Annotated in this window: 15 protein-coding genes; 6 read left to right on the forward strand and 9 right to left on the reverse strand. The window is 65.4% G+C overall.

Translation table 11 applies throughout. The annotated features are described in order from the left end of the window. Positions 1-103: 103 nt before the first annotated feature. Positions 104-1,318, forward strand: coding sequence for a hypothetical protein (locus tag PH586_RS02085; RefSeq protein WP_271346112.1), 1,215 nt, complete (start codon positions 104-106; stop codon positions 1,316-1,318). A 49-nt stretch (positions 1,319-1,367) separates the two neighbouring features. Here the strand turns inward: PH586_RS02085 and PH586_RS02090 are convergent, their stop codons facing one another. Then, positions 1,368-2,951, reverse strand: a complete 1,584-nt coding sequence (locus PH586_RS02090; RefSeq protein ID WP_271346113.1) for a peptide chain release factor 3 — start codon at positions 2,949-2,951, stop codon at positions 1,368-1,370. Positions 2,952-3,386: 435 nt separating this feature from the next. On the opposite strand from PH586_RS02090, the gene PH586_RS02095 reads away from it, so the two are divergent. Further along, positions 3,387-4,550 carry a type III PLP-dependent enzyme gene (locus tag PH586_RS02095; RefSeq protein ID WP_271346114.1) on the forward strand — a complete coding sequence of 388 codons (1,164 nt, stop codon included), beginning with the start codon at positions 3,387-3,389 and terminating at the stop codon, positions 4,548-4,550. Between the two features lie 122 nt (positions 4,551-4,672). Here the strand turns inward: PH586_RS02095 and PH586_RS02100 are convergent, their stop codons facing one another. Further along, positions 4,673-6,793, reverse strand: coding sequence for a TonB-dependent receptor (locus PH586_RS02100; protein ID WP_271346115.1), 2,121 nt, complete (start codon positions 6,791-6,793; stop codon positions 4,673-4,675). 214 nt (positions 6,794-7,007) lie between these two features. Here PH586_RS02100 and PH586_RS02105 point away from each other — a divergent pair, with 214 nt between their 5' ends. From PH586_RS02105 to PH586_RS02120, 4 genes are all read left to right on the forward strand, one after another. Continuing rightward, complete coding sequence (locus PH586_RS02105) at positions 7,008-9,530, forward strand: sulfite reductase flavoprotein subunit alpha (protein ID WP_271346116.1); 2,523 nt, start codon at positions 7,008-7,010, stop codon at positions 9,528-9,530. Between the two features lie 254 nt (positions 9,531-9,784). After that, positions 9,785-10,531 (forward strand): 5-oxoprolinase subunit PxpA, encoded by a 747-nt coding sequence (locus PH586_RS02110; RefSeq protein ID WP_271346117.1) that lies wholly within the window; start codon positions 9,785-9,787, stop codon positions 10,529-10,531. Then, positions 10,528-11,205, forward strand: coding sequence for a 5-oxoprolinase subunit PxpB (gene pxpB / locus PH586_RS02115; protein WP_271346118.1), 678 nt, complete (start codon positions 10,528-10,530; stop codon positions 11,203-11,205). Before PH586_RS02110 ends, pxpB begins: the two co-directional genes overlap by 4 nt. Next, positions 11,202-12,122, forward strand: coding sequence for a 5-oxoprolinase subunit C family protein (locus PH586_RS02120; protein ID WP_271346119.1), 921 nt, complete (start codon positions 11,202-11,204; stop codon positions 12,120-12,122). The genes pxpB and PH586_RS02120 overlap by 4 nt, the downstream gene beginning before the upstream one ends. A gap of 80 nt (positions 12,123-12,202) precedes the next feature. On the opposite strand, the gene PH586_RS02125 is transcribed toward PH586_RS02120, so the two are convergent. The 7 genes from PH586_RS02125 to PH586_RS02155 form a co-directional block, all read right to left on the reverse strand. Then, positions 12,203-13,192 carry a peptide ABC transporter ATP-binding protein gene (locus tag PH586_RS02125; protein WP_271346120.1) on the reverse strand — a complete coding sequence of 330 codons (990 nt, stop codon included), beginning with the start codon at positions 13,190-13,192 and terminating at the stop codon, positions 12,203-12,205. After that, positions 13,192-14,166 carry an ABC transporter ATP-binding protein gene (locus PH586_RS02130; protein WP_271346121.1) on the reverse strand — a complete coding sequence of 325 codons (975 nt, stop codon included), beginning with the start codon at positions 14,164-14,166 and terminating at the stop codon, positions 13,192-13,194. The genes PH586_RS02125 and PH586_RS02130 overlap by 1 nt, the downstream gene beginning before the upstream one ends. Positions 14,167-14,176: 10 nt before the next feature. Then, entirely contained in the window at positions 14,177-15,088 is a 912-nt protein-coding gene (locus tag PH586_RS02135) for an ABC transporter permease subunit (protein ID WP_271346122.1), read from the reverse strand. A 12-nt stretch (positions 15,089-15,100) separates the two neighbouring features. After that, positions 15,101-16,111, reverse strand: a complete 1,011-nt coding sequence (locus PH586_RS02140; RefSeq protein ID WP_271346123.1) for an ABC transporter permease subunit — start codon at positions 16,109-16,111, stop codon at positions 15,101-15,103. A 143-nt stretch (positions 16,112-16,254) separates the two neighbouring features. Then, complete coding sequence (locus PH586_RS02145) at positions 16,255-17,862, reverse strand: ABC transporter substrate-binding protein (RefSeq protein WP_271346124.1); 1,608 nt, start codon at positions 17,860-17,862, stop codon at positions 16,255-16,257. A 110-nt stretch (positions 17,863-17,972) separates the two neighbouring features. Beyond that, the gene (locus PH586_RS02150; RefSeq protein ID WP_271346125.1) at positions 17,973-19,574 is read right to left on the reverse strand and encodes an ABC transporter substrate-binding protein; all 1,602 of its coding nucleotides are present in this window, start codon (positions 19,572-19,574) and stop codon (positions 17,973-17,975) included. Positions 19,575-19,798: 224 nt separating this feature from the next. Continuing rightward, positions 19,799-20,512 carry an SIMPL domain-containing protein gene (locus tag PH586_RS02155; RefSeq protein ID WP_271346126.1) on the reverse strand — a complete coding sequence of 238 codons (714 nt, stop codon included), beginning with the start codon at positions 20,510-20,512 and terminating at the stop codon, positions 19,799-19,801. Between the last annotated feature and the right edge of the window lie 201 nt (positions 20,513-20,713).

Below are 20,713 nucleotides of genomic sequence, written 5' to 3' on the forward strand. Positions count from 1 at the left end.
AAGCTCGGGGGCGGCCGGGGCCGCGTGCGTAAACTCCGCTTGCCTTGCCGTGCCCCTGAACGGCAGGATTCGGCCCCTGAATCGAGGTGGATGGCAGGACACGATGCTGAGCATCAATAATGGCGTACTGATTGGCATGGCCCTGTTGCTCGGCTGCCTGTTGTTTCGGCCCAGGCTGCTGGCTGCACGCATGTGGCGGGCGACGGTCACGCCGCTGGCCTCGATCATCGGCTCGGGCTTCCTGGTGGCCGGTCCGATCCTGGCGCATACCGTGGGCAACTGGGCCTGGCTGGCCATGCTTGGCCTGTGTGCGCTGGGTTACTGGTTCGGTGCGTCCATTCGCTACAACATCAGCCATGTCGAGCCGAGCCTGGCTAATCGGCCACCGCGCTATCAGGTAGGTTTGGAGCGGCTCTCCGAACTGGCCTTGTCGCTGGCCTATTTCGTCTCGGTGGCCTACTACCTCAATCTGTTCGCCGCCTTTGGTCTGCGTCTCGGCGAGGTCCTCGACCCGTTCTGGATCCGCCTGGTGTCGACTGCGGTGATTGCCTCGATCGGCCTGCTCGGGGCGCTGCGCGGCCTCGCCGGACTGGAGCGCCTCGAAGTGCTGGTGGTTGCCCTGAAGCTGTCACTGATCGGCGGCCTGTTGGCGGTGTTGGCCCAGGTCAACCTGTCGGCGTTCGCGGCGGGCGAGCTAACCTGGGTTGGCCAGCAGCATGTGCATGGCTGGCAGGCGCTGGAGATTCTTCTGGGGCTGGTGATTCTGGTCCAGGGCTTCGAGACTTCGCGCTACCTGGGCAGCAAATATGACCCGGCCACCCGGGTGCGCAGCATGCGTTGGTCACAATGGATTGCGACAGCGATCTACCTGGCGTTTCTGTTGCTGATCACCAGCCTGTTCACCGATGGCTTGCCGCCCCAGGGTGGGGAAACCGCGATCATCGACCTGCTGCGGCCGCTGGGCACTGCCGTGGCGCCGCTACTGATCCTCACCGCCCTGGCCTCGCAGCTGTCGGCGGCGGTGGCCGACATGAACGGCGCCGGCGGGTTGCTGGCCGGCGCTTCGGGCGGGCGGGTGCCGGTGCGCCTGGGCAACCTGATCACCGCGCTGGTGGCGATTGCCATCACTTGGACGGCGAATATCTACGAGATCATCACCTACGCCTCGAAGATGTTCGTCATCTACTACGCCCTGCAAGCCTTGCAGGCGGCGCTGGCCGCCCGGCAGCGGGGGGATTGGTGGCGCGCCTGGGGGTTTGCCGCTGCGTTGCTGGTGGCGCTGGGAGTGATTGTGTTCGCCACGCCGGTCGCGGCCTAGCCCGGCCGTACCGGACACGGCGAGGGTGCGCCCCTCGCCGGTCATGCGCTTAGTGGTGTTCGCGGGTGGCGCGGAATTTTATATCCGGCCAGCGCTCTTCCATCAGGGCCAGGTTGACCCGGGTTGGCGCCAGGTAGGTGAGGTGGCCGCCGCCGTCGATGGCCAGGTTTTCCACCGCTTTGTTGGCAAACTCCTCGAGCTTCTTCTTGTCGCTGCACTCGATCCAGCGCGCTGACCAGACGGTGATCGGCTCGTAGCCACACTCGACCTTGTACTCACCCTTGAGGCGGCTGGCGACCACGTCGAACTGCAGCACGCCGACCGCACCGAGGATGATGTCGTTGCTGCGCTCGGGGAAGAACACCTGGGTGGCGCCTTCCTCGGCCAGCTGCTGCAGGCCTTGGCGCAGTTGCTTGGACTTCAGCGGGTCCTTCAGGCGCACGCGGCGGAACAGCTCCGGGGCGAAGTGCGGGATGCCGGTGAAGCCGAGGTTCTCGCCCTCGGTGAAGGTGTCGCCGATCTGGATGGTGCCGTGGTTGTGCAGGCCGATGATGTCGCCGGCATAGGCTTCTTCGAGCATCTCGCGTTCGCTGGAGAAGAAGGTCAGGGCATCGCCGATGCGCACGTCCTTGCCGGTACGCACGTGGCGCATCTTCATGCCCTGGCTGTACTTGCCCGAGCAGATGCGCATAAAGGCAATGCGGTCGCGGTGCTTGGGGTCCATGTTCGCCTGGATCTTGAACACGAAGCCGCTGAACTTCTCTTCGGCGGGTTCGACGGTGCGCTCGTTGGCGACCCGCGGCAGCGGCTTCGGTGCCCAGTTGACGACGGCGTCGAGTACGTGGTCGACGCCGAAGTTGCCCAGTGCGGTGCCGAAAAACACCGGGGTCAGCTGGCCGTCGAGGAATTCCTGCTGGTCGAACTCGTGGCAGGCGCCCTGGACCAGCTCCAGTTGCTCGACAAAGCGCTGGTATTCGTCGCCGAGGTGGGCGCGGGCTTCGTCGGAGTCGAGCTTCTCGATGATCTTCACATCGGTGCGTTCATGACCGTGGCCGGCGGTGTAGACGATGATGTAGTCGTCGGCCAGGTGGTAGACGCCCTTGAAGTCGCGGTAGCAGCCGATCGGCCAGGTGATGGGCGCCGCCTTGATTTTCAGCACCGCCTCGATTTCGTCGAGCAACTCGATCGGGTCGCGGATGTCGCGGTCGAGTTTGTTGACGAAGCTGACGATCGGCGTGTCGCGCAGACGGCAGACGTCCATCAGGGCGATGGTGCGCGGCTCCACACCCTTACCGCCGTCGAGCACCATCAGTGCCGAATCCACCGCGGTCAGGGTGCGGTAGGTGTCTTCCGAGAAGTCTTCGTGGCCGGGGGTGTCGAGCAGGTTGATCATGTGGTCGCGGTAGGGGAACTGCATCACCGAGGTGGTGATGGAGATGCCGCGCTGCTTTTCCATCTCCATCCAGTCGCTGGTGGCGTGGCGGTCGGACTTGCGCGACTTCACCGTGCCGGCGACGGCAATTGCCTTGCCCATCAGCAGGAGTTTCTCGGTAATGGTGGTTTTACCGGCGTCCGGGTGGGAAATGATGGCGAATGTGCGCCTTTTGGCGACTTCGGCGGCCTGCTTGCTCATGCTGGGGAACCCGTCGACTGATAGTCGGTCTGTCAAAAAAGGGAGCGATTATAACGGCAAACGGCCCCGCGCGCGGCGACCTGTAGTCAGTGCGGGAAAAGTACAATTTGCCGGGCTTTGTGCAGCATTTCGCGACGCCTTGTTTTGAATCCGCAACGACCCGTGAGTAAGCCGAAAAAACCGAATGGGGATACGACAATTTTTGATTGATCTAAGCTGTCCATGGTCCTAAAGTTCGCGCCCGAACGTCCATGCTGGCAACGATCCATCCGGCTCAAGTACTGACGACGAGAGATCGATTTCGATACTCGGCGACATGCCTTGGGAAGTAGGCGAACCAAAGTGGGGAAACTGATCAGGCGTTCGCGGCCTTGCTATTAGTTGGCAAGGCCCCCCTAATTACCTTTGTGTGTTTTGCCATTTGGAGTCCCGCGCATGCCGATTCAGGTCGAAGATTATTACCCCCGAGAAACCTTCCAGAAAATGAAGGCCTTCGCCGATCAACACGAAACCCCGTTCGTGGTGATCGATACCAAAATCATTGATCAGGCCTACGATGACCTGCGCGCTGGTTTCGAATTCGCCAAGGTCTACTACGCGGTGAAGGCCAACCCGGCGGTCGAGATCATCAACCTGCTCAAGGACAAGGGCTCAAGCTTCGATATCGCCTCGATCTACGAGCTGGATCGGGTGATGAACTGTGGTGTCGGCCCGGAGCGCATCAGCTACGGCAACACCATCAAGAAAGCCAAGGACATCCGCCTGTTCTACGAGAAGGGTGTGCGCATGTTCGCCACCGACTCGGAAGCCGACCTGCGCAACATCGCCAAGGCCGCGCCGGGCTCGAAAGTCTATGTGCGCATCCTCACCGAAGGCTCGACCACCGCCGATTGGCCGCTGTCGCGCAAATTCGGCTGCCAGACCGACATGGCCATGGACCTGCTGATTCTCGCCCGCCAACTGGGCCTGGTGCCCTACGGCGTGTCCTTCCACGTCGGCTCGCAGCAGCGCGATATTTCCGTCTGGGACGCGGCCATTGCCAAGGTCAAGGTGATCTTCGAGCGCCTCAAGGAAGAAGACGGCATCGAGCTGAAGATGATCAACATGGGGGGCGGCTTCCCGGCCAACTACATCACCCGCACCAACAGCCTGGAAACCTACGCCGAGGAAATCATCCGCTTCCTCAAGGACGACTTCGGCGATGACCTGCCGGAAATCATCCTCGAGCCGGGCCGCTCGTTGATCGCCAACGCCGGCATCCTGGTCAGCGAAGTGGTGCTGGTCGCGCGCAAGTCGCGTACCGCCGTGGAGCGCTGGGTGTACACCGACGTCGGCCTGTTCAGCGGCCTGATCGAAACCATGGGCGAGGCGATCAAGTTCCCCATCTACACCGAGAAGAAGGGCGAGATGGAAGAAGTGGTCATCGCCGGACCCACCTGTGACAGCGCCGACATCATGTACGAGAACTACAAGTACGGCCTGCCGCTCAACCTGGCCAGCGGCGACCGCCTCTACTGGCTGTCCACCGGCGCCTACACCACCAGCTACAGCGCGGTGGAGTTCAACGGCTTCCCGCCGCTGAAGGCTTACTACCTGTAACAGCTACTGCAGCAAAAAGACCCGCCTGTTGGCGGGTCTTTGCGTTTCAGGCCTGGGCGGGGGGCGCCGGGTAGCCTCAGCGCTGAGCCTAACCTTGGGGGCGCCACTCGATAGGCCGAGACTTAGAAGCGATAGTTGGCGGTCAGCTCCAGGCTGCGCGGTGCGCCGGGGGTGATCAGGTCCACCGAGCCGTGGGCCGAGGCGAAATACTCCTTGTCGAATACGTTGCGCAGGCGCAGGGCCGCGTCCCATTGCGGCTGGTTGTACAGCAGCGCGGCATCGAAGGTGGTGTAGCCGGGCATGACGGTGGCGTTGTCCAGCGCGGTGAAGCGCTCGCCGACGTAGTTGGCGCCCATGCCGACTCGCCATTGCTGGGTCAGCGAACGCACCAGCCAAAGATTGGCGCTGTGTTCCGGGGTCAGGGTTGGGGTCTGGCCCTCATTGGCCACGCCGTTAGTGAAGCTGGTGGACTTGGTGATCTGCGCATCCAGGTAGGCGTAGCCGGCATACACCTGCCACTTATCGCTGAGTTGGCCGGTCAGGGTGGTCTCGAAGCCATCGGTACGCTGTTCGCCAGCGAGGATCAGCTGGCCCGGATTAGCTGGGTCGCTGGTCTTCATGTTGGTGCGTTCCAGGCGGAACAGCGAGGCGGTGAGCGACAGGCGCTGATCGAGCAGGTCCCATTTGCCGCCCAACTCGTAGTTGGTGGTCTGCTCCGGCTCCAGATCCTTGTTCGAGTTGTTCAGCGGGAAGGTCTCGCCTGACGGCTGGTAGGAGCGGCTCACCGACAGGTAGTAGGACTGCATTTGGTCCGGCTGGTAGACCAGGCCGACACGCGGGCTCCAGGTTCTGTCGGTGCGCGAGATGTCGCTGCCGCTCAGGGCGTCCTGATACTCCTGGTCGAACACGTCATAACGCACCCCGAGCAGGGCCTTCCACTGTGGCGCCAGCTCGATGAGGTCCTGCACATAGAAGCCGGCGGTATCCTGGACGTTGCGCCCCTTGCCGGTCTGCTGCGCAGCCTGGAAGGGCACCGCGACCAGGCCGTCGCGGAACACCGGCACCCGCGCCACATCGCTCTGGCTGAAGAACGCCTGGTCCTTGTTTTGCCGACCCAGCTCCACCCCATACAGCAGGTTGTGCTGCATGCCGGCGAGCTGGGCCTGCTGCTTCAGTTCGGTCTGGTTGAACCAGCCATCCTCCTTGCGCTGCACGTTGCCACGACGCAGCTTGACCAACAGTTCGCCATTGGTGGCGGTGACGAAGCGGTTGGCATCGGTATGCGCCAGGGTGTTGTTGCGATCCAGATCGTAATGGTAGTAACGGCTGGTATTGGACAGGCTGAAGTCGTCGTTGATCTGGTAGTCGAGGCCGGCGGTGAGGGAGAACACCTCGCTGCGGGTGTAGTCCTGGTCCGGGTCGGCGGAACCGAAACGGGTGCCCGGGTCGACATCCACCGGGCGGCCGTTCAGCGCCGGAATGCCAAAGTCGATCAGGCGCTTGTCGTACAGGTAGTTGGCGCCCAGGTTGAGCTCTAGGTCATCGGACAGCTTGAAGTAGGCCGAAGACGCCAGCGCCTTGCGCTCGAGGAAGGCATCGTCGCGAAAGCCGTCGCTGTCCTCCAGCGCGCCGGTGAATCGAAAGGCCTTGTCGCCGTGCTCCTGATCGGCCCAACCGGCATCGAACTGGGTGCGCTGCTTGCCTTCGCTGTCAACGCTGACTCCCACTTCCTGTGCCGGGGCGAAGGTCGGGCGCTTGCTCACGCTGTTGATCAGGCCGCCGGAGGAGCCGCGACCGTAGAGCACGGCGGCCGGGCCCTTGATCACTTCCACTCGTTCGATATTCGACAGGTCGCGGTAGTACAGGGCGTCGTCGCGGATACCGTCGATGTACTGATCGCCGATGGCACTGAAACCACGGATGGTGACCTGGTCGCGCTGACCGTCACCGTTGGACAGGCCGACGCCGGGTACGTTCTTCAGCACGTCTTCCATCGACTGGGCGCCCTGATCCTTGATCACGCTCTGCGGGATGACGTTGACCGTCTGCGGAATATCGCGCAACGGCGCATCGATCTTCAGCGCGCTCTTGCTGCGGCTGGGCTTGTAGCTGGTCTGTTGCTGCTGCCCGGTTACCACGGCTGCTGGGATCTCCAGCGCGGTGTTCGATTCGGCATGTACGGCCTGAGCAGCGAAGGCGCCCAGCAGCGATAGGTAAATTGGATTTAAGCGTAAGACGGTCACCGTGCCACTCCCCTTGAAAAGAGTGCGAATGGTATTGTTTTGCATTTGCGTATGCAAATCAGTTGTAATTTTGCTTTCAGAGAGTGGTCGATGCGAAGCGGCAGGGGGAGGTGTGACGATATGGTTGCGATTGATTGTGATTATTAAATAGAATTGGTTCTCAAGTTAGCGGGTGCACTGGGCGTCCGTCTCATGATCGTGCCGAGCCTCATCGATGGTTAAGAATGCCTTGTTTCAACTGCACTGGTTATTTGGCATCAGTGCCGGCCTGGTGTTGGCGCTGATGGGCCTGACCGGTGCGGCCTATTCGTTTCAGGACGAACTGCTGCGTGCGCTGAATCCCGAGGTGCTGCGGGTCGAGGTGCGTGACGGCGGCGTGCTGCCGGCGGATGTGCTGCTGCCGAAGATCGAGGCGGCCAGCCAGCAGCGGGTGCTGCGCTTGAACGTGGAGGCGGCCGCCGATCTGCCCGGGCGGGTGATGTTCGCCCCGCCGCCGGGCCAGCGGCGCGGACAATCGCGCTATTTCGACCCCTATAGCGGCGAGCTGCTCGGCGAGCCGCGCGGGCAGGGCTTTTTCGAGCTGATGCTGGAGCTGCACCGTTTTCTCGCCCTGGGCGAGTACGGCAAGCAGATCACCGCCGCCAGTACCCTGGCGCTGATCTTCTTCTGCCTCTCCGGGCTCTACCTGCGCTGGCCGCGCCAGGCCCTGAACTGGCGCGCCTGGCTGACCCTGGACTGGGCCAAGCGCGGCCGCGGGTTCAACTGGGACCTGCATGCGGTGGCCGGCACCTGGTGCCTGGCGTTCTACCTGTGTGCGGCGCTGACCGGGTTGTATTGGTCCTACGATTGGTACCGCGAAGGCCTGACCGACCTGCTCAGCAGCGAGCCGGCCGGGAAGCCGCGTGAGCATGGCGGTCGGCCAGCTGCCGGAGCCGTGCCCTTGGTAAATTACCCGGCGCTCTGGGGCGGTTTGCAACAGGCCGCCGGGGCGCAGTTGACCGGCTACAGCCTGCGCCTGCCGACGGCGGCCGGTCAGCCGGCCACGGTGTTCTACCTGCGCGACGACGCCCCCCATGAGCGCGCCTTCAACCAGCTGGCGCTCGACCCGTTGAGCGGCGCGCCGGGCCAGCACAAACGTTATCGCGAGCAGGCGTTGGGTGATCAGTTGCTGGCCAGCGTCTACGCCCTGCATGTCGGCAGCTACTTCGGCCTGGCCGGGCGCATCCTGATGCTGCTGGCCAGCCTGAGCATGCCGCTGTTCGCCATTACCGGCTGGCTGCTGTACCTCGATCGTCGACGTAAAAAACGTGCGGCCCTGGCCGCCCGCAAGGCGCTATCCCCCATGGGCGCGGGGGCGCGCGACTGGCTGATCGGCTTCGCCAGCCAGAGCGGTTTCGCCGAACAACTGGCCTGGCAAACCGCCGGACAACTGCAGGCGGCCGGGCTGGCGGTGGACGTGCAGCCGTTGGCGCGACTGGACGAGCAGAGGCTGCGCCAGGCGCAGCACGCGCTGTTCGTGCTCAGTACCTGCGGCGACGGCGAGGCGCCGGACAGCGCCCGCGGCTTCGAGCGCAAGCTGCTCGGCCAGGCCCTGGCGCTGCCGCACCTGCGCTATGCCATGCTCGCCCTCGGCGACCGCCAGTACCGACACTTCTGCGGATTCGCCCTGCGCGTGCAGGACTGGCTGGGCCGCCAGGGCGCGCGCAGCCTGTTCGAGCCGGTGCAAGTGGATGCCGGCGATGCGCGGGCCCTGGCCAACTGGCAGCGCCAGCTCAGTCAACTGACCGGCGTTCAGGCGACGACGGATACGGGTAACGTCTATGGGCTGTGGACGCTGCACCAGCGCGAGCTGCTCAACCCCGGCAGCCAGGGCGCGCCCACCTACCTGATCGGGCTGCGCGGCGAGCCGGCCGCCGACTGGTTGGCCGGCGATATTCTGCAGGTGCTGCCGCGTCAGGCCGATGCCGTCGTGCGCGCCTGGTTGCAGCGCTTCGGCCTGGACGGCGACCAGCCGGTGCACCTCGACGGCATGCGCCAATCCTTGGCTCAGGCGCTGGCGAGCCGGCAACTGCCGGAGAGCTTCGCCCATTTGCTCGGCCTGCACGCCCAGGCCCTGCTCGAGGCCCTGGCACCCTTGGCGCCGCGCGATTACTCCATCGCCTCCTTGCCCAGCGACGGCGTGCTGGAGCTGATCGTGCGCCAGCAGCGGCAGGGTGACGGCAGTCTTGGCCTAGGCTCCGGCTGGCTGACCGCGCATGCACCGCTGCACAGCCAGTTGCTGGCGCGGGTGCGGCGCAACAGCGCCTTCCATGCGCCGGCGGACGAGCGGCCGCTGATCCTGATCGGCAACGGTAGTGGCCTGGCGGGCCTGCGCAGCCTGCTCAAGGCGCGCATCGCCGCCGGTCACAGGCGCAACTGGCTGCTGTTCGGCGAGCGCAACGTTGCCCATGACTTCTATTGCCAGGGCGAGCTGCAGGGCTGGCTGGCCAGCGGCGAACTGGCGCGCCTTGACCTGGCCTTCTCCCGCGACCAGGCGCACAAGCGCTATGTGCAGGATTGCCTGGGCGAGGCCGCCGAGCAGCTGCACGGATGGCTGGCCGCGGGCGCGGCTGTGTATGTCTGCGGCAGCCTGGCGGGGATGGCGGCCGGGGTCGACGCGGTGCTGCATGACGTACTGGGCGCGGCCGGGGTCCGCGAGCTGACGGAGCAGGGCCGCTATCGCCGCGATCTGTACTGAGAGGTTGTGAAAGAATTCCCGCCTACTGCGACCGCCTCCAAACGCCCGCTGCTGACGTAGCGCGCCTTGCCGCGAACGCCTGGAGACGGTCTCGCTACGGCGCTCGATATTTTTACAGCCTCTGAGAGGTTGGAAAACAACGCTCGCCTACGGTGCCCGGCGTCAGGCGCCCAGCGCGACATTGAGCACTTTTACCCGCTCTGAGCGCACGGCCGGGCTTCACGCCACGGCGATGCGGCTCTAAGCTTGTGCATATGAACAGACGAATCCTGCTGAACTGCGACATGGGCGAGAGCTTCGGCGCCTGGAACATGGGCGATGATGCCTTGGCCATGCCCTTGGTCGATCAGGCCAACCTGGCCTGTGGTTTTCATGCCGGCGATCCGCTGACCATGCAGCGCACTGTCGCCCTGGCGGTGCAGCATGGGGTCAGCATTGGCGCCCATCCCGCCTACCCGGATCTGGTCGGCTTCGGCCGCCGGCATCTGGCCTGCTCGCCGGAGGAGGTCACGGCTCATGTGCTCTATCAGATTGGCGCGCTTGAAGCCTTCTGCCGCTCCGCCGGCACCCAGGTGGCCTACGTCAAGCCGCATGGCGCGCTGTACAGCGATCTGGTGCGCGACGATGCCCTGCTTGCGGCGGTGCTGGATGCCTGCGCCAGCTACCGCAAGGGCTTGCCGCTGATGGTCCTGGCACTGGTCGACAATCGCCGCGAGCTGGAGTTTGCCGATGCCGCCGACGTGCCCCTGGTATTCGAGGCGTTTGCCGACCGTGCCTACCTCGCCGACGGCCAGTTGGCGCCCCGGCGGCTGGCCGATGCGGTGCACCGCGATCCGCAGCGGATTCTCGATCAGGGCCTGGCCATCGCCCAGGGTGAAGCCTTTGCCGATATCGACGGCAAGCCGCTGCAACTCTGTGCCGACAGCCTCTGCGTGCATGGCGACAATGCCGAGTCGTTGGCCGTGCTACGGCGCTTGCGGGCGCTGCTGGACGCCACGTGATGCGCCTCGAACCGGCCGGCGCCGAAGCCCTCCTGCTGGTGCTGGCCGAGCAGCCCGACGCGCAGCTGCCGTTACGCATCGCGCTGCTGGCCGAGCGCATTCGCGACGAACTGGGGCCGTTGCTGCGTGATCTGGTGCCGAGCTGGACCAGCCTGCTGCTGCACTACGACCTGAGCCGTACCGATCACCAACAACTGACCGCGCGCCTGACGCCTTTGCTGCAGCGCTGGCTCGCCGAGCCCCTGCCGGCCGAGGCGGGGCGCCTGCACGAGATTCCGATCTGGTATGCCGGGGCCGACCTGGCCGAGGTGGCGCGTTTGTGCCGGCTGAGCGTGGAGCAGGTGATCGAACTGCACAGCGCCACCGAGTACCGTGTCGGCGCAATCGGTTTCGCCCCGGGCTTCGCCTACCTGGGCGACCTGCATGAGCGCCTGACCCTGCCGCGACGCAGCACGCCGCGCACCCTGGTGCCGTCCGGCAGCCTGGCCATCGCCGAGCGGCAGACCGCGATCTATCCCCAGGCCTCGCCCGGGGGCTGGCACCTGCTCGGCCTCTGTCCCTGGCGGCTGTTCGATGTCCGCCGCGAGCCGCCGTGCCCGCTGGTTGTGGGCGATCGGGTGCGTTTCGTGGCCGTGGGCGAGCAGACCTTCCGCGCCGAGGGCGGGCCGTTATGAGCGGGCTGCGGGTACTCATGCCGGGGCCGCTGAGCCTGTTGCAGGACGCCGGTCGGCACGGCTGGCAGCACCTCGGCGTGTCGCCGGCCGGGCCGCTGGATCTGCATGCCGCCGCCTGGGCCAATCGCCTGCTGGACAACCCCTGGGGCACCCCGCTGCTGGAGATCGCCCTGGGTCATCTGGAGCTGGAGAGCGAGCTGGATAGCTGGCTGGCGCTGACCGGCGCGCAGGTCGCGGCGACGCTCGACGGCGCGCCGCTGCCGCCCTGGTCGCGCTTCCCGCTCAGGGCCGGGCAGCGCCTGCGCTTGGGCTTTGCCCGCAGCGGCCAGCGCGCCTACCTGGCGGTGGCCGGCGGCTTTGTTGCGCCGCCGCTGCTGGGCAGCGTCAGCACCCAACTGCGTGAAGGCTTGGGCGGCTTGCAGGGCACGGGCGAGCCGTTGCGCGCCGGCGATCTGCTGGCCTGCCAACCGGCCAGCTTGGCGCGCGGCGCCAGCGTGCCCTGGCCCTATCAGCCGGATTACCGGGCACCGGCTGACTTGCGGGTGATCAGCGGCGGCGATGCGCCGCGCTTCGCGCCCGAGCAGTTGCAGGCCTTCTTCACCCAGGGCTGGCAGCTCAGCCCGCAGTCCGACCGCATGGGCGCACGCCTGCTCGGTGAGGCCCTGCACGCACCGACCCGGCAGTGGTCGCAGGGCGTCGGCCGCGGGGCGATCCAGTTGCCGCCCGACGGTCAGCCGATCATCCTGCAGGCCGACCACCAGACCATGGGCGGCTACCCCATCCTCGGCTGGCTGCACCCGCTCGACCAGGCGCGCCTGGCCCAGTGCCCGCCGCACCACGAACTGCGCTTCCGCCCGGTCGAGATTGGCGAGGCCCAGGCCGAGGTGCGTGAGTTTTATCGGTTTTTCGGCCGCTGATCTTGGTTCAGTCGTGAGCTGTACCCTCGACCGTGCTTCGCGGGCATGGCCCGCTCCTCCAGGGGGGCGTCAGGCTCCATTCAACCGTTGATCGTCTCCGCGTGATGACAGGCTACCTGCCGCGCTTCGAGCAGGCGCAGCTGCGGCAGTTCGCTGTGGCAGCGCTCGGTCGCATAAGGGCAGCGCTGGTGGAAGGCGCATCCGGAGGGTGGCGAGAGCGGGTTGGGCAGTTCGCCGCTGAGCTTGATCTTCGGCTTGTTCGGGTCGGGGTGAATGGTGGGGGTGGCCGAAAGCAGGGCCTGGGTGTAGGGGTGCAGCGGGCGGCTGTAGATGTGCTCGCTGGGGCCCATTTCCACCGGACGACCGAGGTACATCACCAGGACGTCGTCGGCGACATGGCGCACCACCGAGAGGTTGTGCGAGATGAACACGTAGCCGGTGTTGAACTCTTCCTGCAGGTCCATGAACAGGTTGAGCACCTGGGCCTGGATCGACACGTCCAGCGCCGAGGTCGGCTCGTCCGCCACCAGCACCTTGGGCTGTAGCATCATCGCCCGGGCCAGGGCGATACGCTGGCGCTGGCCGCCGGAGAACATGTGCGGGTAACGCTGGTAGTGCTCCGGGCGCAGGCCGACCTGTTGCATCATTGCCTGCACCTTGTCGCGGCGCTCCAGTCGCGACAGCTGGGTGTTGATCAGCAGCGGCTCACCGATCTGGTCGCCCACCTTCTGTCGCGGATTGAGCGAGGCGTAGGGGTTCTGAAACACCATCTGCACGTCGCGGCGCAGTTGCTTGCGCTCGGCCCTACTGGCACCGGCGACTTCCTGGCCGGCAATCTGCAGCGAGCCGGAGCTGGGCTCCTCGATCAGGGTCAGGGCGCGGGCCAGGGTCGACTTGCCACAGCCGGATTCGCCGACCACGGCCAGGGTCTTGCCGGCCTGCAGCTCGAAGGAGACGCCGTTGAGTGCCTGGACACTGGCGGCGGGTTGGAACAGGCCGCGCGACACGCTGTAGTGGCGGGTCAGGTCGCGGGCGGTGAGCACCGCATCGGTGGTCGCAATGACGCTCATCAGGCCACCTCGGCATTCAGGTTCAGGGGGAAAAAGCAGCGCACCGCGCCGCGCTCGTGGGGTTCCAGCGCCGGCCGCTGTTCGTGGCAGCGCGCCTGGGCGTAGGGGCAGCGCGGCGCCAGCAGGCAGCCGTGCGGGCGGTCGTAACGACCGGGGACGATGCCGGGCAGGGTCGCCAGGCGCTGGGCGCCCAGCGAGTGCTCGGGAATCGCCTTGAGCAGCGCCTCGGTATAGGGGTGAGTCGGTGCCTCGAACAGCTGCGGCACCTGGCCGACTTCCACTGCTTGCCCGGCATACATCACGCACACGCGCTGGGCGGTCTCGGCGACCACCGCGAGGTCGTGGGTGATCAGCACCAGGGCCATGTCCTGTTCGCGCTGCAGGCCCAGCAGCAGCTCCATGATCTGCGCCTGGATGGTCACATCCAGCGCGGTGGTGGGTTCGTCGGCGATCAGCAGCTTGGGTTCGGCGGCGATCGCCATGGCGATCGCCACGCGCTGGCTCATGCCGCCGGAGAGCTGGTGCGGGTAGGCACCGAGGCGGCTTTCGGCGGCAGGGATCTCGACCCGTTCGAGCAGCTGCAGGGCGCGTTGGCGCGCTTGCTTGCCCGAGAGGCCAAGGTGCTGGCGCAGCACTTCCTCGATCTGAAAGCCGACGGTGAAGCTGGGGTTGAGCGAAGTCATCGGGTCCTGAAAGACCATCGACAGGTCCTTGCCGACGATGTGCCGGCGCTGCTTGCCCTTCAGCCGCAACATATCGGTGCCGTCGAATTGCAGCTGGTCGGCGCTGACCTTGCCGGGGGCGTCGATCAGGCCCATCAGCGCCATCATGGTCACCGATTTGCCGGAGCCGGACTCACCGACGATGGCCAGCACCTCGCCCTTGTCTACCGAGAGGTCGAGGCCATCGACCACCGGCACCGCGTTGGCGTCGCCGAAGCGCACGCTGAGGTTGTTGATTTGCAAAAGGCTCATGGTCGGCTCCTCAGACGGCATTCTTGAGTTTCGGGTCGAGCGCGTCGCGCAGCCCGTCGCCCATCAGGTTGATCGCCAGCACGCTGAGCAGGATGGTCAGGCCGGGCAGCGACACCACCCACCAGGCGCGCTCGATGTAGTCGCGCGCCGAGGCCAGCATGGTGCCCCACTCGGGAGTCGGCGGCTGTACGCCGAGGCCGAGGAAGCCCAGCGCCGCGGCGTCGAGGATCGCCGAGGAGAAACTCAGGGTGGCCTGGACGATCAGCGGCGCCATGCAGTTGGGCAGCACGGTGACGAACATCAGGCGCAGCAGCCCAGCGCCGGCCAGGCGCGAGGCGGTGACATAGTCGCGGTCCAGCTCGCCCATCACCGCGGCGCGGGTCAGGCGCACGTAGGACGGCAGCGACACCACGGCGATGGCGATCACCGTGTTGATCAGCCCGGGGCCGAGGATGGCGACGATGGCCACGGCCAGCAGCAGGGAGGGCAGGGCCAGCATCACGTCCATCAGACGCATGATCGAGGGGCCAAGCAGGCGCGGGAAGAAGCCGGCGGTCAGGCCGAGGAGGATGCCCGGGATCAGCGACATCAGCACCGAGGACAGGCCGATCAGCAGCGACAGGCGCGCGCCGTGCATCAGTCGCGAGAGCAGGTCGCGGCCCAGCTCGTCGGTGCCGAGGAGGAACTGCGCCTGGCCGCCCTCCAGCCACACCGGCGGGGTCAGGAGGAAATCACGGAATTGCTCGCTGGGGTTGTGCGGCGCCGCCCAAGGGGCGAACAGCGCGCAGAAGATGATCAACAGCATGAAGCCCAGGCCGGCCACGGCGCCCTTGTTGTGGGCGAAGGCCTGCCAGAATTCCTTCAAGGGCGAGGGGTAGAGCAGGGCCTGGTCGAGGGCCGGGGAAGTCGTGGTTGCAGTCATGGTCGCGATTCCTCAGCGCTGATGGCGGATGCGTGGGTTGGCCAGGCCGTAGAGGATGTCCACGACGAAATTGACCATGATCACCAGGCAGGCGATCAGCAGGATGCCGTTCTGCACCACCGGGTAGTCGCGTGCGCCGATCGACTCGATCAACCACTTGCCGATACCCGGCCAGGAGAAGATGGTTTCGGTCAGCACCGCGCCCGCGAGCAGGGTGCCGACCTGCAGGCCGAACACCGTCAGCACCGGAATCAGCGCGTTGCGCAGGCCGTGGATAAACACCACCCGCGCCGGCGACAGGCCCTTGGCGCGGGCGGTGCGCACATAGTCCTCACCCAGCACTTCGAGCATGGCCGAACGGGTCATCCGCGCGATCACCGCCAGCGGGATGGTACCGAGCACGATGGCCGGCAGAATCAGGTGGCGCAGGGCGTCGACGAAGGCGCCTTCCTCGCCGCTGAGCAGGCTGTCGATCAGCATGAAGCCGGTCACCGGCGGGATGTCGTAGAGCAGGTCGATGCGCCCGGACACCGGGGTCCAGCCCAGCCAGACGGAGAAGAACATGATCAGCAGCAGGCCCCACCAGAAGATCGGCATCGAGTAACCGGCCAGGGAGATGCCCATCACCCCATGATCGAACATCGAGCCGCGTTTCAGTGCGGCGACCACTCCGGCGACCAGGCCCAGGCTGCCGGCGAACAGCAGGGCCGCCAGCGACAATTCGAGGGTGGCGGGGAACAGGGTGAGGAACTCGTCCCAGACGCTGGTGCGGGTGCGCAGCGACTCGCCCAGATCGCCCTGGGCGAGATTGCCAATGTAGTCGAGGTACTGGGCGTACAGCGGCTTGTTCAGACCCAGGCGCTCCATGGCCTGGGCATGCATCACCGGGTCGACCCGGCGTTCGCCCATCATCACCTCCACCGGGTCGCCGGGGATCATGCGAATCAGGGCGAAGGTCAGCAGGGTGACGCCGAAGAAGGTAGGGATCAACAGCCCCAGACGCCGCGCGATAAAGGAAAGCATAGTGATTCAATACTCCACATCAGGTTCATCTGCTCGGCGGCGGCATGGGCCAGCCGATGTTTTTTGTCAGGGGACTAGCGAAGTCTGGTCCACCGTTGGTTGCGGCGCGGACTGTGCGGTTAATCCACCCCAAGATTGACCCTTCATTGCAGTCTCACCTTGGCGAAATTGTTCGAGCCCATGGGGCTGAGGACGAAGCCCTGCACGCCTTTGCGCAGGGCACCGAACTGCCTGGGGTGGGCCAGGGGAATCCACGGCGCCTGCTCATGGAAGATTGCCAGGGCCTGGCGATAGAGGGCCGCGCGTTGCCCCTGGCCCTGCTCCCGGCGGGCCTGGCCGATCAGCGCATCGAAGTCCGGATCGCACCAGCCGGCCTGGTTCTCGCCGGACTCGGCCGCAGCGCAGGACAGGTTGGGGCTGAGGAAGTTGTCCGGGTCGCCGTTGTCGCCGGCCCAGCCCATGAATACCAGGTCGTGCTCGCCGTTCTTGGCGCGCTTGATCAGCTCGCCCCATTCGAACACGCGAATCTCGGCCTGGATGCCGATGGCGGCGAGGTCGGCCTGGAGCATCTGCGCGCCTATGCCCGGGTTGGGGTTGGTCGGGCCGCCGCCGGGGCGGGTCCAGATCGATAGCGTGAAGCCTTCGCCATGGCCGGCATCGCGCAGCAGCTGGCGGGCGCGGGCCGGATCGTGGGGCCAGCCGTGCAGTCGCGGGTCGTGGCCCCAGAGGGTCGCTGGATAGGGGGCCAGCGCCGGGCTGGCGTTGCCCTCGCCATACTGCGCGCGGATATAGGCGGCCTTGTCGAAGGCCAGGTTGAGCGCCTGGCGCACCCGCACATCGTCCAGCGGTGGGTGGCGGGTGTTGATGCCGATGTAGGCGGTGAGCAGCGAGTCGAGCTCCAGCACCTGCAGTTCCGGGTCGGCCTTCAGGGCCGGAATGTCCACCGGTCGCGGGTGCAGGGCGATCTGGCAGTCGCCGGCCTTGAGCTTCTGCTGGCGCACGTTGGGCTCGGGGGTGATGGCCAGGATCAGCTTGTCGATGGCCGGCGCGCCGTCCCAGTAGGCCGGGTTGCCATGAAAGCGCACCTGGGCGTCCTTGGCGTAGCGCTCGAAGACGAAGGGGCCGGTGCCGATCGGCAGGCGGTTGAGCTGCTCGGGCTGGCCCCGGGCGAGCAGCCGCTCGGCGTATTCGGCGGAATAGATGGAGGCGAAGCCCATGGCCAGGTCGGCCAGGAAGGGCGCCTCGGGATGCTTGAGTACGAAGCGCACGCGGTAGTCGCCGAGCCTGTCGATGCGCTCGATCAGATCCGCCATGGCCATGGCTTCGGCATAGGGGAAACCACGCACGGATAGCGCATGCCAGGGATGGGCCGGGTCGAGCTGGCGCTGGAAACTCCAGAGCACGTCGTCGGCGTTGAAGGCACGGCTCGGAGTGAACCAGTCGGTGCGGTGAAACTGCACGCCTTGGCGCAGGTGGAAGGTGTAGCTCAGGCCATCGGCCGAGATTTCCCAGCGCTCGGCCAGGCCGGGGACCAACTCGGTGCTGCCGGGAGCGAAGCGCACCAGGCGCTCGAAGAGCGTCTCCGCAGAAGCGTCGGCGGTGGTGGCGGCAGTGTACTGGACGATATCGAAGCCTTCCGGGCTGGCTTCGCTGCATACCACCAGGCTGGTGCTGGCGGCATGAGTCTGGCTGCTGACAGCTAGCGCGCCGCAGAGCAGCAGGCAGGTCAAGACAGGTGAGGTGTTCTGCATACGGCTATTCCCGTGGGGGGCTGTGCTTGCAACGCCGGCCGGGTAGGCCGCTGTTGGCACGAGACCCGAGCCGGTGGATAAACCGGCTCGGGTGGGTTACTGACAGGGAATTACTTGCCGACACTCACGCCATAGAAGGAGTTGAGGGCGAACGGGCTGATCTTGAAGCCCTGCACGTTCTTGCGCATCGGCTGGTACACCGTGGAGTGGGCGATCGGGGTGATCGGCACTTCGTGCTTGAGGATGACCTGGGCCTGCTTGTACAGCTTGGTGCGCTCGGCGACGTCGGTGGTGCGTTTGGCCGCCTTGATCAGCTTGTCGTAGTCGGCGTCGCACCACTTGGAGAAGTTGTTGCCGTCGACCGCGTCGCAGCCATACAGGGTGCCTAGCCAGTTGTCCGGATCACCGTTGTCGCCGCTCCAGCCGATCAGCATGGCGTCGTGCTCGCCGGCCTTGGAGCGCTTGAGGTACTCGCCCCACTCGTAGGTGACGATCTTCGCCTTGATGCCGACGTTGGCCCAGTCGGCCTGAAGGATCTCGGCCATCAGCTTGGCATTGGGGTTGTACGGACGCTGCACCGGCATGGCCCACAGGGTGATCTCGGTACCCTCGGCGACGCCTGCGGCCTTGAGCAGCTCCCTGGCTTTTTCCGGGTTGTAGCCGGCATCCTTGATGGCCTCGTTGTAGGACCACTGGGTCGGCGGCATGCCGTTGACCGCCAGCTGCCCGGCGCTCTGGTAGACCGCGTCGATGATCGCCTGCTTGTTCACTGCCATGTCCAGGGCCTGGCGCACTTGCAGCTGGTCCAGCGGGGGATGGGTGACGTTGTAGGCGATATAGCCATCGTTGAAGCCCGGTTGCGACGGCATCACGATGTTTGGGTCCTTCGCCAGCGATTCGAGATCAGCCGGGCGCGGGTTGAGGGTGACCTGGCATTCGCCGGCTTTGAGCTTTTGAATGCGCACCGATGCATCGGTGTTGATGGCGAAGATCAGGTTGTCGATCTTCACGTCATCCGGCTTCCAGTAGTCCTTGTTGCCGGTAAAGCGGATCTGCGCGTCTTTCTGGTAGCGCTTGAACACGAAAGGACCGGTGCCGATCGGCTTCTGGTTGATATCGGCCGCGTTGCCCTGCTTGAGCAACTGGTCGGCGTACTCGGCGGAGTGAATCGAGGCGAAGCTCATCGCCAGGTTCTGGATGAAGGCGGCATCCACCTCGTTGAGGGTGAAGCGCACGGTCAGGTCGTCGAGCTTTTCCAGCTTGGCGATATTGGCGTCCATGCCCATGTCGGTGAAGTAGGGGAATTCGGTCGGGTAGGCCTTGCGGAACGGGTGGTTGGTGTCGAGCATGCGGTTGAAGGTGAACAGCACGTCGTCGGCGTTGAACTCGCGGCTCGGCTTGAAATACTCGGTGGTATGGAATTTCACCCCGGGCCGCAGGTGGAAGGTGTAGATCAGGCCATCATCGGAAACGTCCCACTTTTCGGCCAGGCCGGGGATGACCGCAGTGCCGCCGCGCTCGAATTGGCTCAGGCGGTTGAAGATGGTTTCTGCGGCGGCATCGAAGTCGGTGCCGGTGGTGTAGAGGCCAGGATCGAAACCGGCCGGGCTGCCTTCGGAGCAGAACACCAGATTGCTGGCAGCATGGGCAAGCGGGGTGCTGGCGATCAGCCCAGCAATGACCATGGCCTGGATGACGGCGTTTTTACGCATAGTGACCTCATGTCTTATTGTGGTTGTCATCGTGAGGGGCCTCTCGTGAAGGCCTTGACAGAAACTATGCACGGCATGTGCCGTAGGCAAGCGACTTCTTCTGCTTAGAGCCGTAACTGTAGGTCAGCCGTAAGTTCTTGTCGCATTGCCGCAACTTAGCAGTCAAACACTGGCAAAGCGCCGCTATCTCCCGTTAACGGCGCTGCATGCTTGCAGGGCGTGGCTCAGGGCATCTGCACTTCGATGACGCCGTCGGCATTGATGGTCACCTGGCTGGTGCCGGCTTCGATTTCCGGTGTCACGGCGGCTTCCATCATGGCCGCGCCTTTCATCGCGTTCATGCGCATCGGCATCGGCGACTGAAAGCCGCCGCTGCTCAGGTTCAGGTTGACCAGTTTGTAGCCGCTGCCGCCCAGGGCTTCGGTGGCCAGTTGCGCGCGGGCCTTGAAGGCTGCGACGGCCTCCTTGAGCAGGGCATCTTCATGGGTTTTGCGCGTGGCGCTGGCAATGCTGAAGTTCATCCCGCCCATCTTCAGGTCTTGCAGCATCTCCCCGGTAAGGGTGGACAGGGCGCTGAAATCGGCGCTTTCCAGGCGCAGTTCAGCCCGCTCGCGCCAGGCCGTGATCTGTTGGCCCTTGTCATCGTAGACCGGATAGCTGTTACGGCTGCCCATGGCCACGCTGACGCCCTTGGCCTTGCGCGCCTGGGCGATGCTGGCGTTGAGGGTCTTGCTGATCTGCGCCGCCAATGCGGCCGGGTCGCTACCCTGCGCTTCACTGTAGAGCGTGACGTGCATCAGGTCGTGGGCGATTTCCTGATTGACCTCGGCGCGCAGGGAAATCTGGTTGTAGTGGACCTCTTCGGCGTGTGCCGCAAGGCTGAGCAAAGCGGCGGCGCTGATGACCAGGGCACTGGCAAGACGGGACAATGGCTGCATGACGTTTCCTTGTGCGTGATGGGGGCGCAGAGTGTGCGGGCTGTTGCTAAGGGTAGACGTAGCGATTCGACTATTCGGGTTAACTTCGGTTCATTGTCCGCCCGGGGCACTCGCGTTGCTGTGGGGCGGGAGGATTGCCTGGGTGCTGGTTTCGGCTGGGCTGAAACGGACGCCGTGCGTCCGGCCCGGGGAGCTGACACT

Origin of the sequence: Pseudomonas aestuarii (assembly GCF_027988105.1) — a bacterium.
GTDB classification, from domain to species: Bacteria; Pseudomonadota; Gammaproteobacteria; order Pseudomonadales; family Pseudomonadaceae; genus Aquipseudomonas; species Aquipseudomonas aestuarii.

Excerpts from the sequence above, each read along its gene's own strand:
- PH586_RS02130 (WP_271346121.1), bottom strand. The coding sequence starts at position 14,166 with ATGAGCCTTTTGCAAATCAACAACCTCAGCGTGCGCTTCGGCGACGCC.
- PH586_RS02105 (WP_271346116.1), top strand. The coding sequence starts at position 7,008 with ATGGTTAAGAATGCCTTGTTTCAACTGCACTGGTTATTTGGCATCAGT.
- PH586_RS02140 (WP_271346123.1), bottom strand. The coding sequence starts at position 16,111 with ATGCTTTCCTTTATCGCGCGGCGTCTGGGGCTGTTGATCCCTACCTTC.
- PH586_RS02110 (WP_271346117.1), top strand. The coding sequence starts at position 9,785 with ATGAACAGACGAATCCTGCTGAACTGCGACATGGGCGAGAGCTTCGGC.
- PH586_RS02085 (WP_271346112.1), top strand. The coding sequence starts at position 104 with ATGCTGAGCATCAATAATGGCGTACTGATTGGCATGGCCCTGTTGCTC.
- PH586_RS02090 (WP_271346113.1), bottom strand. The coding sequence starts at position 2,951 with ATGAGCAAGCAGGCCGCCGAAGTCGCCAAAAGGCGCACATTCGCCATC.
- PH586_RS02135 (WP_271346122.1), bottom strand. The coding sequence starts at position 15,088 with ATGACTGCAACCACGACTTCCCCGGCCCTCGACCAGGCCCTGCTCTAC.
- PH586_RS02120 (WP_271346119.1), top strand. The coding sequence starts at position 11,202 with ATGAGCGGGCTGCGGGTACTCATGCCGGGGCCGCTGAGCCTGTTGCAG.
- PH586_RS02125 (WP_271346120.1), bottom strand. The coding sequence starts at position 13,192 with ATGAGCGTCATTGCGACCACCGATGCGGTGCTCACCGCCCGCGACCTG.
- PH586_RS02150 (WP_271346125.1), bottom strand. The coding sequence starts at position 19,574 with ATGCGTAAAAACGCCGTCATCCAGGCCATGGTCATTGCTGGGCTGATC.
- PH586_RS02145 (WP_271346124.1), bottom strand. The coding sequence starts at position 17,862 with ATGCAGAACACCTCACCTGTCTTGACCTGCCTGCTGCTCTGCGGCGCG.
- PH586_RS02155 (WP_271346126.1), bottom strand. The coding sequence starts at position 20,512 with ATGCAGCCATTGTCCCGTCTTGCCAGTGCCCTGGTCATCAGCGCCGCC.
- PH586_RS02095 (WP_271346114.1), top strand. The coding sequence starts at position 3,387 with ATGCCGATTCAGGTCGAAGATTATTACCCCCGAGAAACCTTCCAGAAA.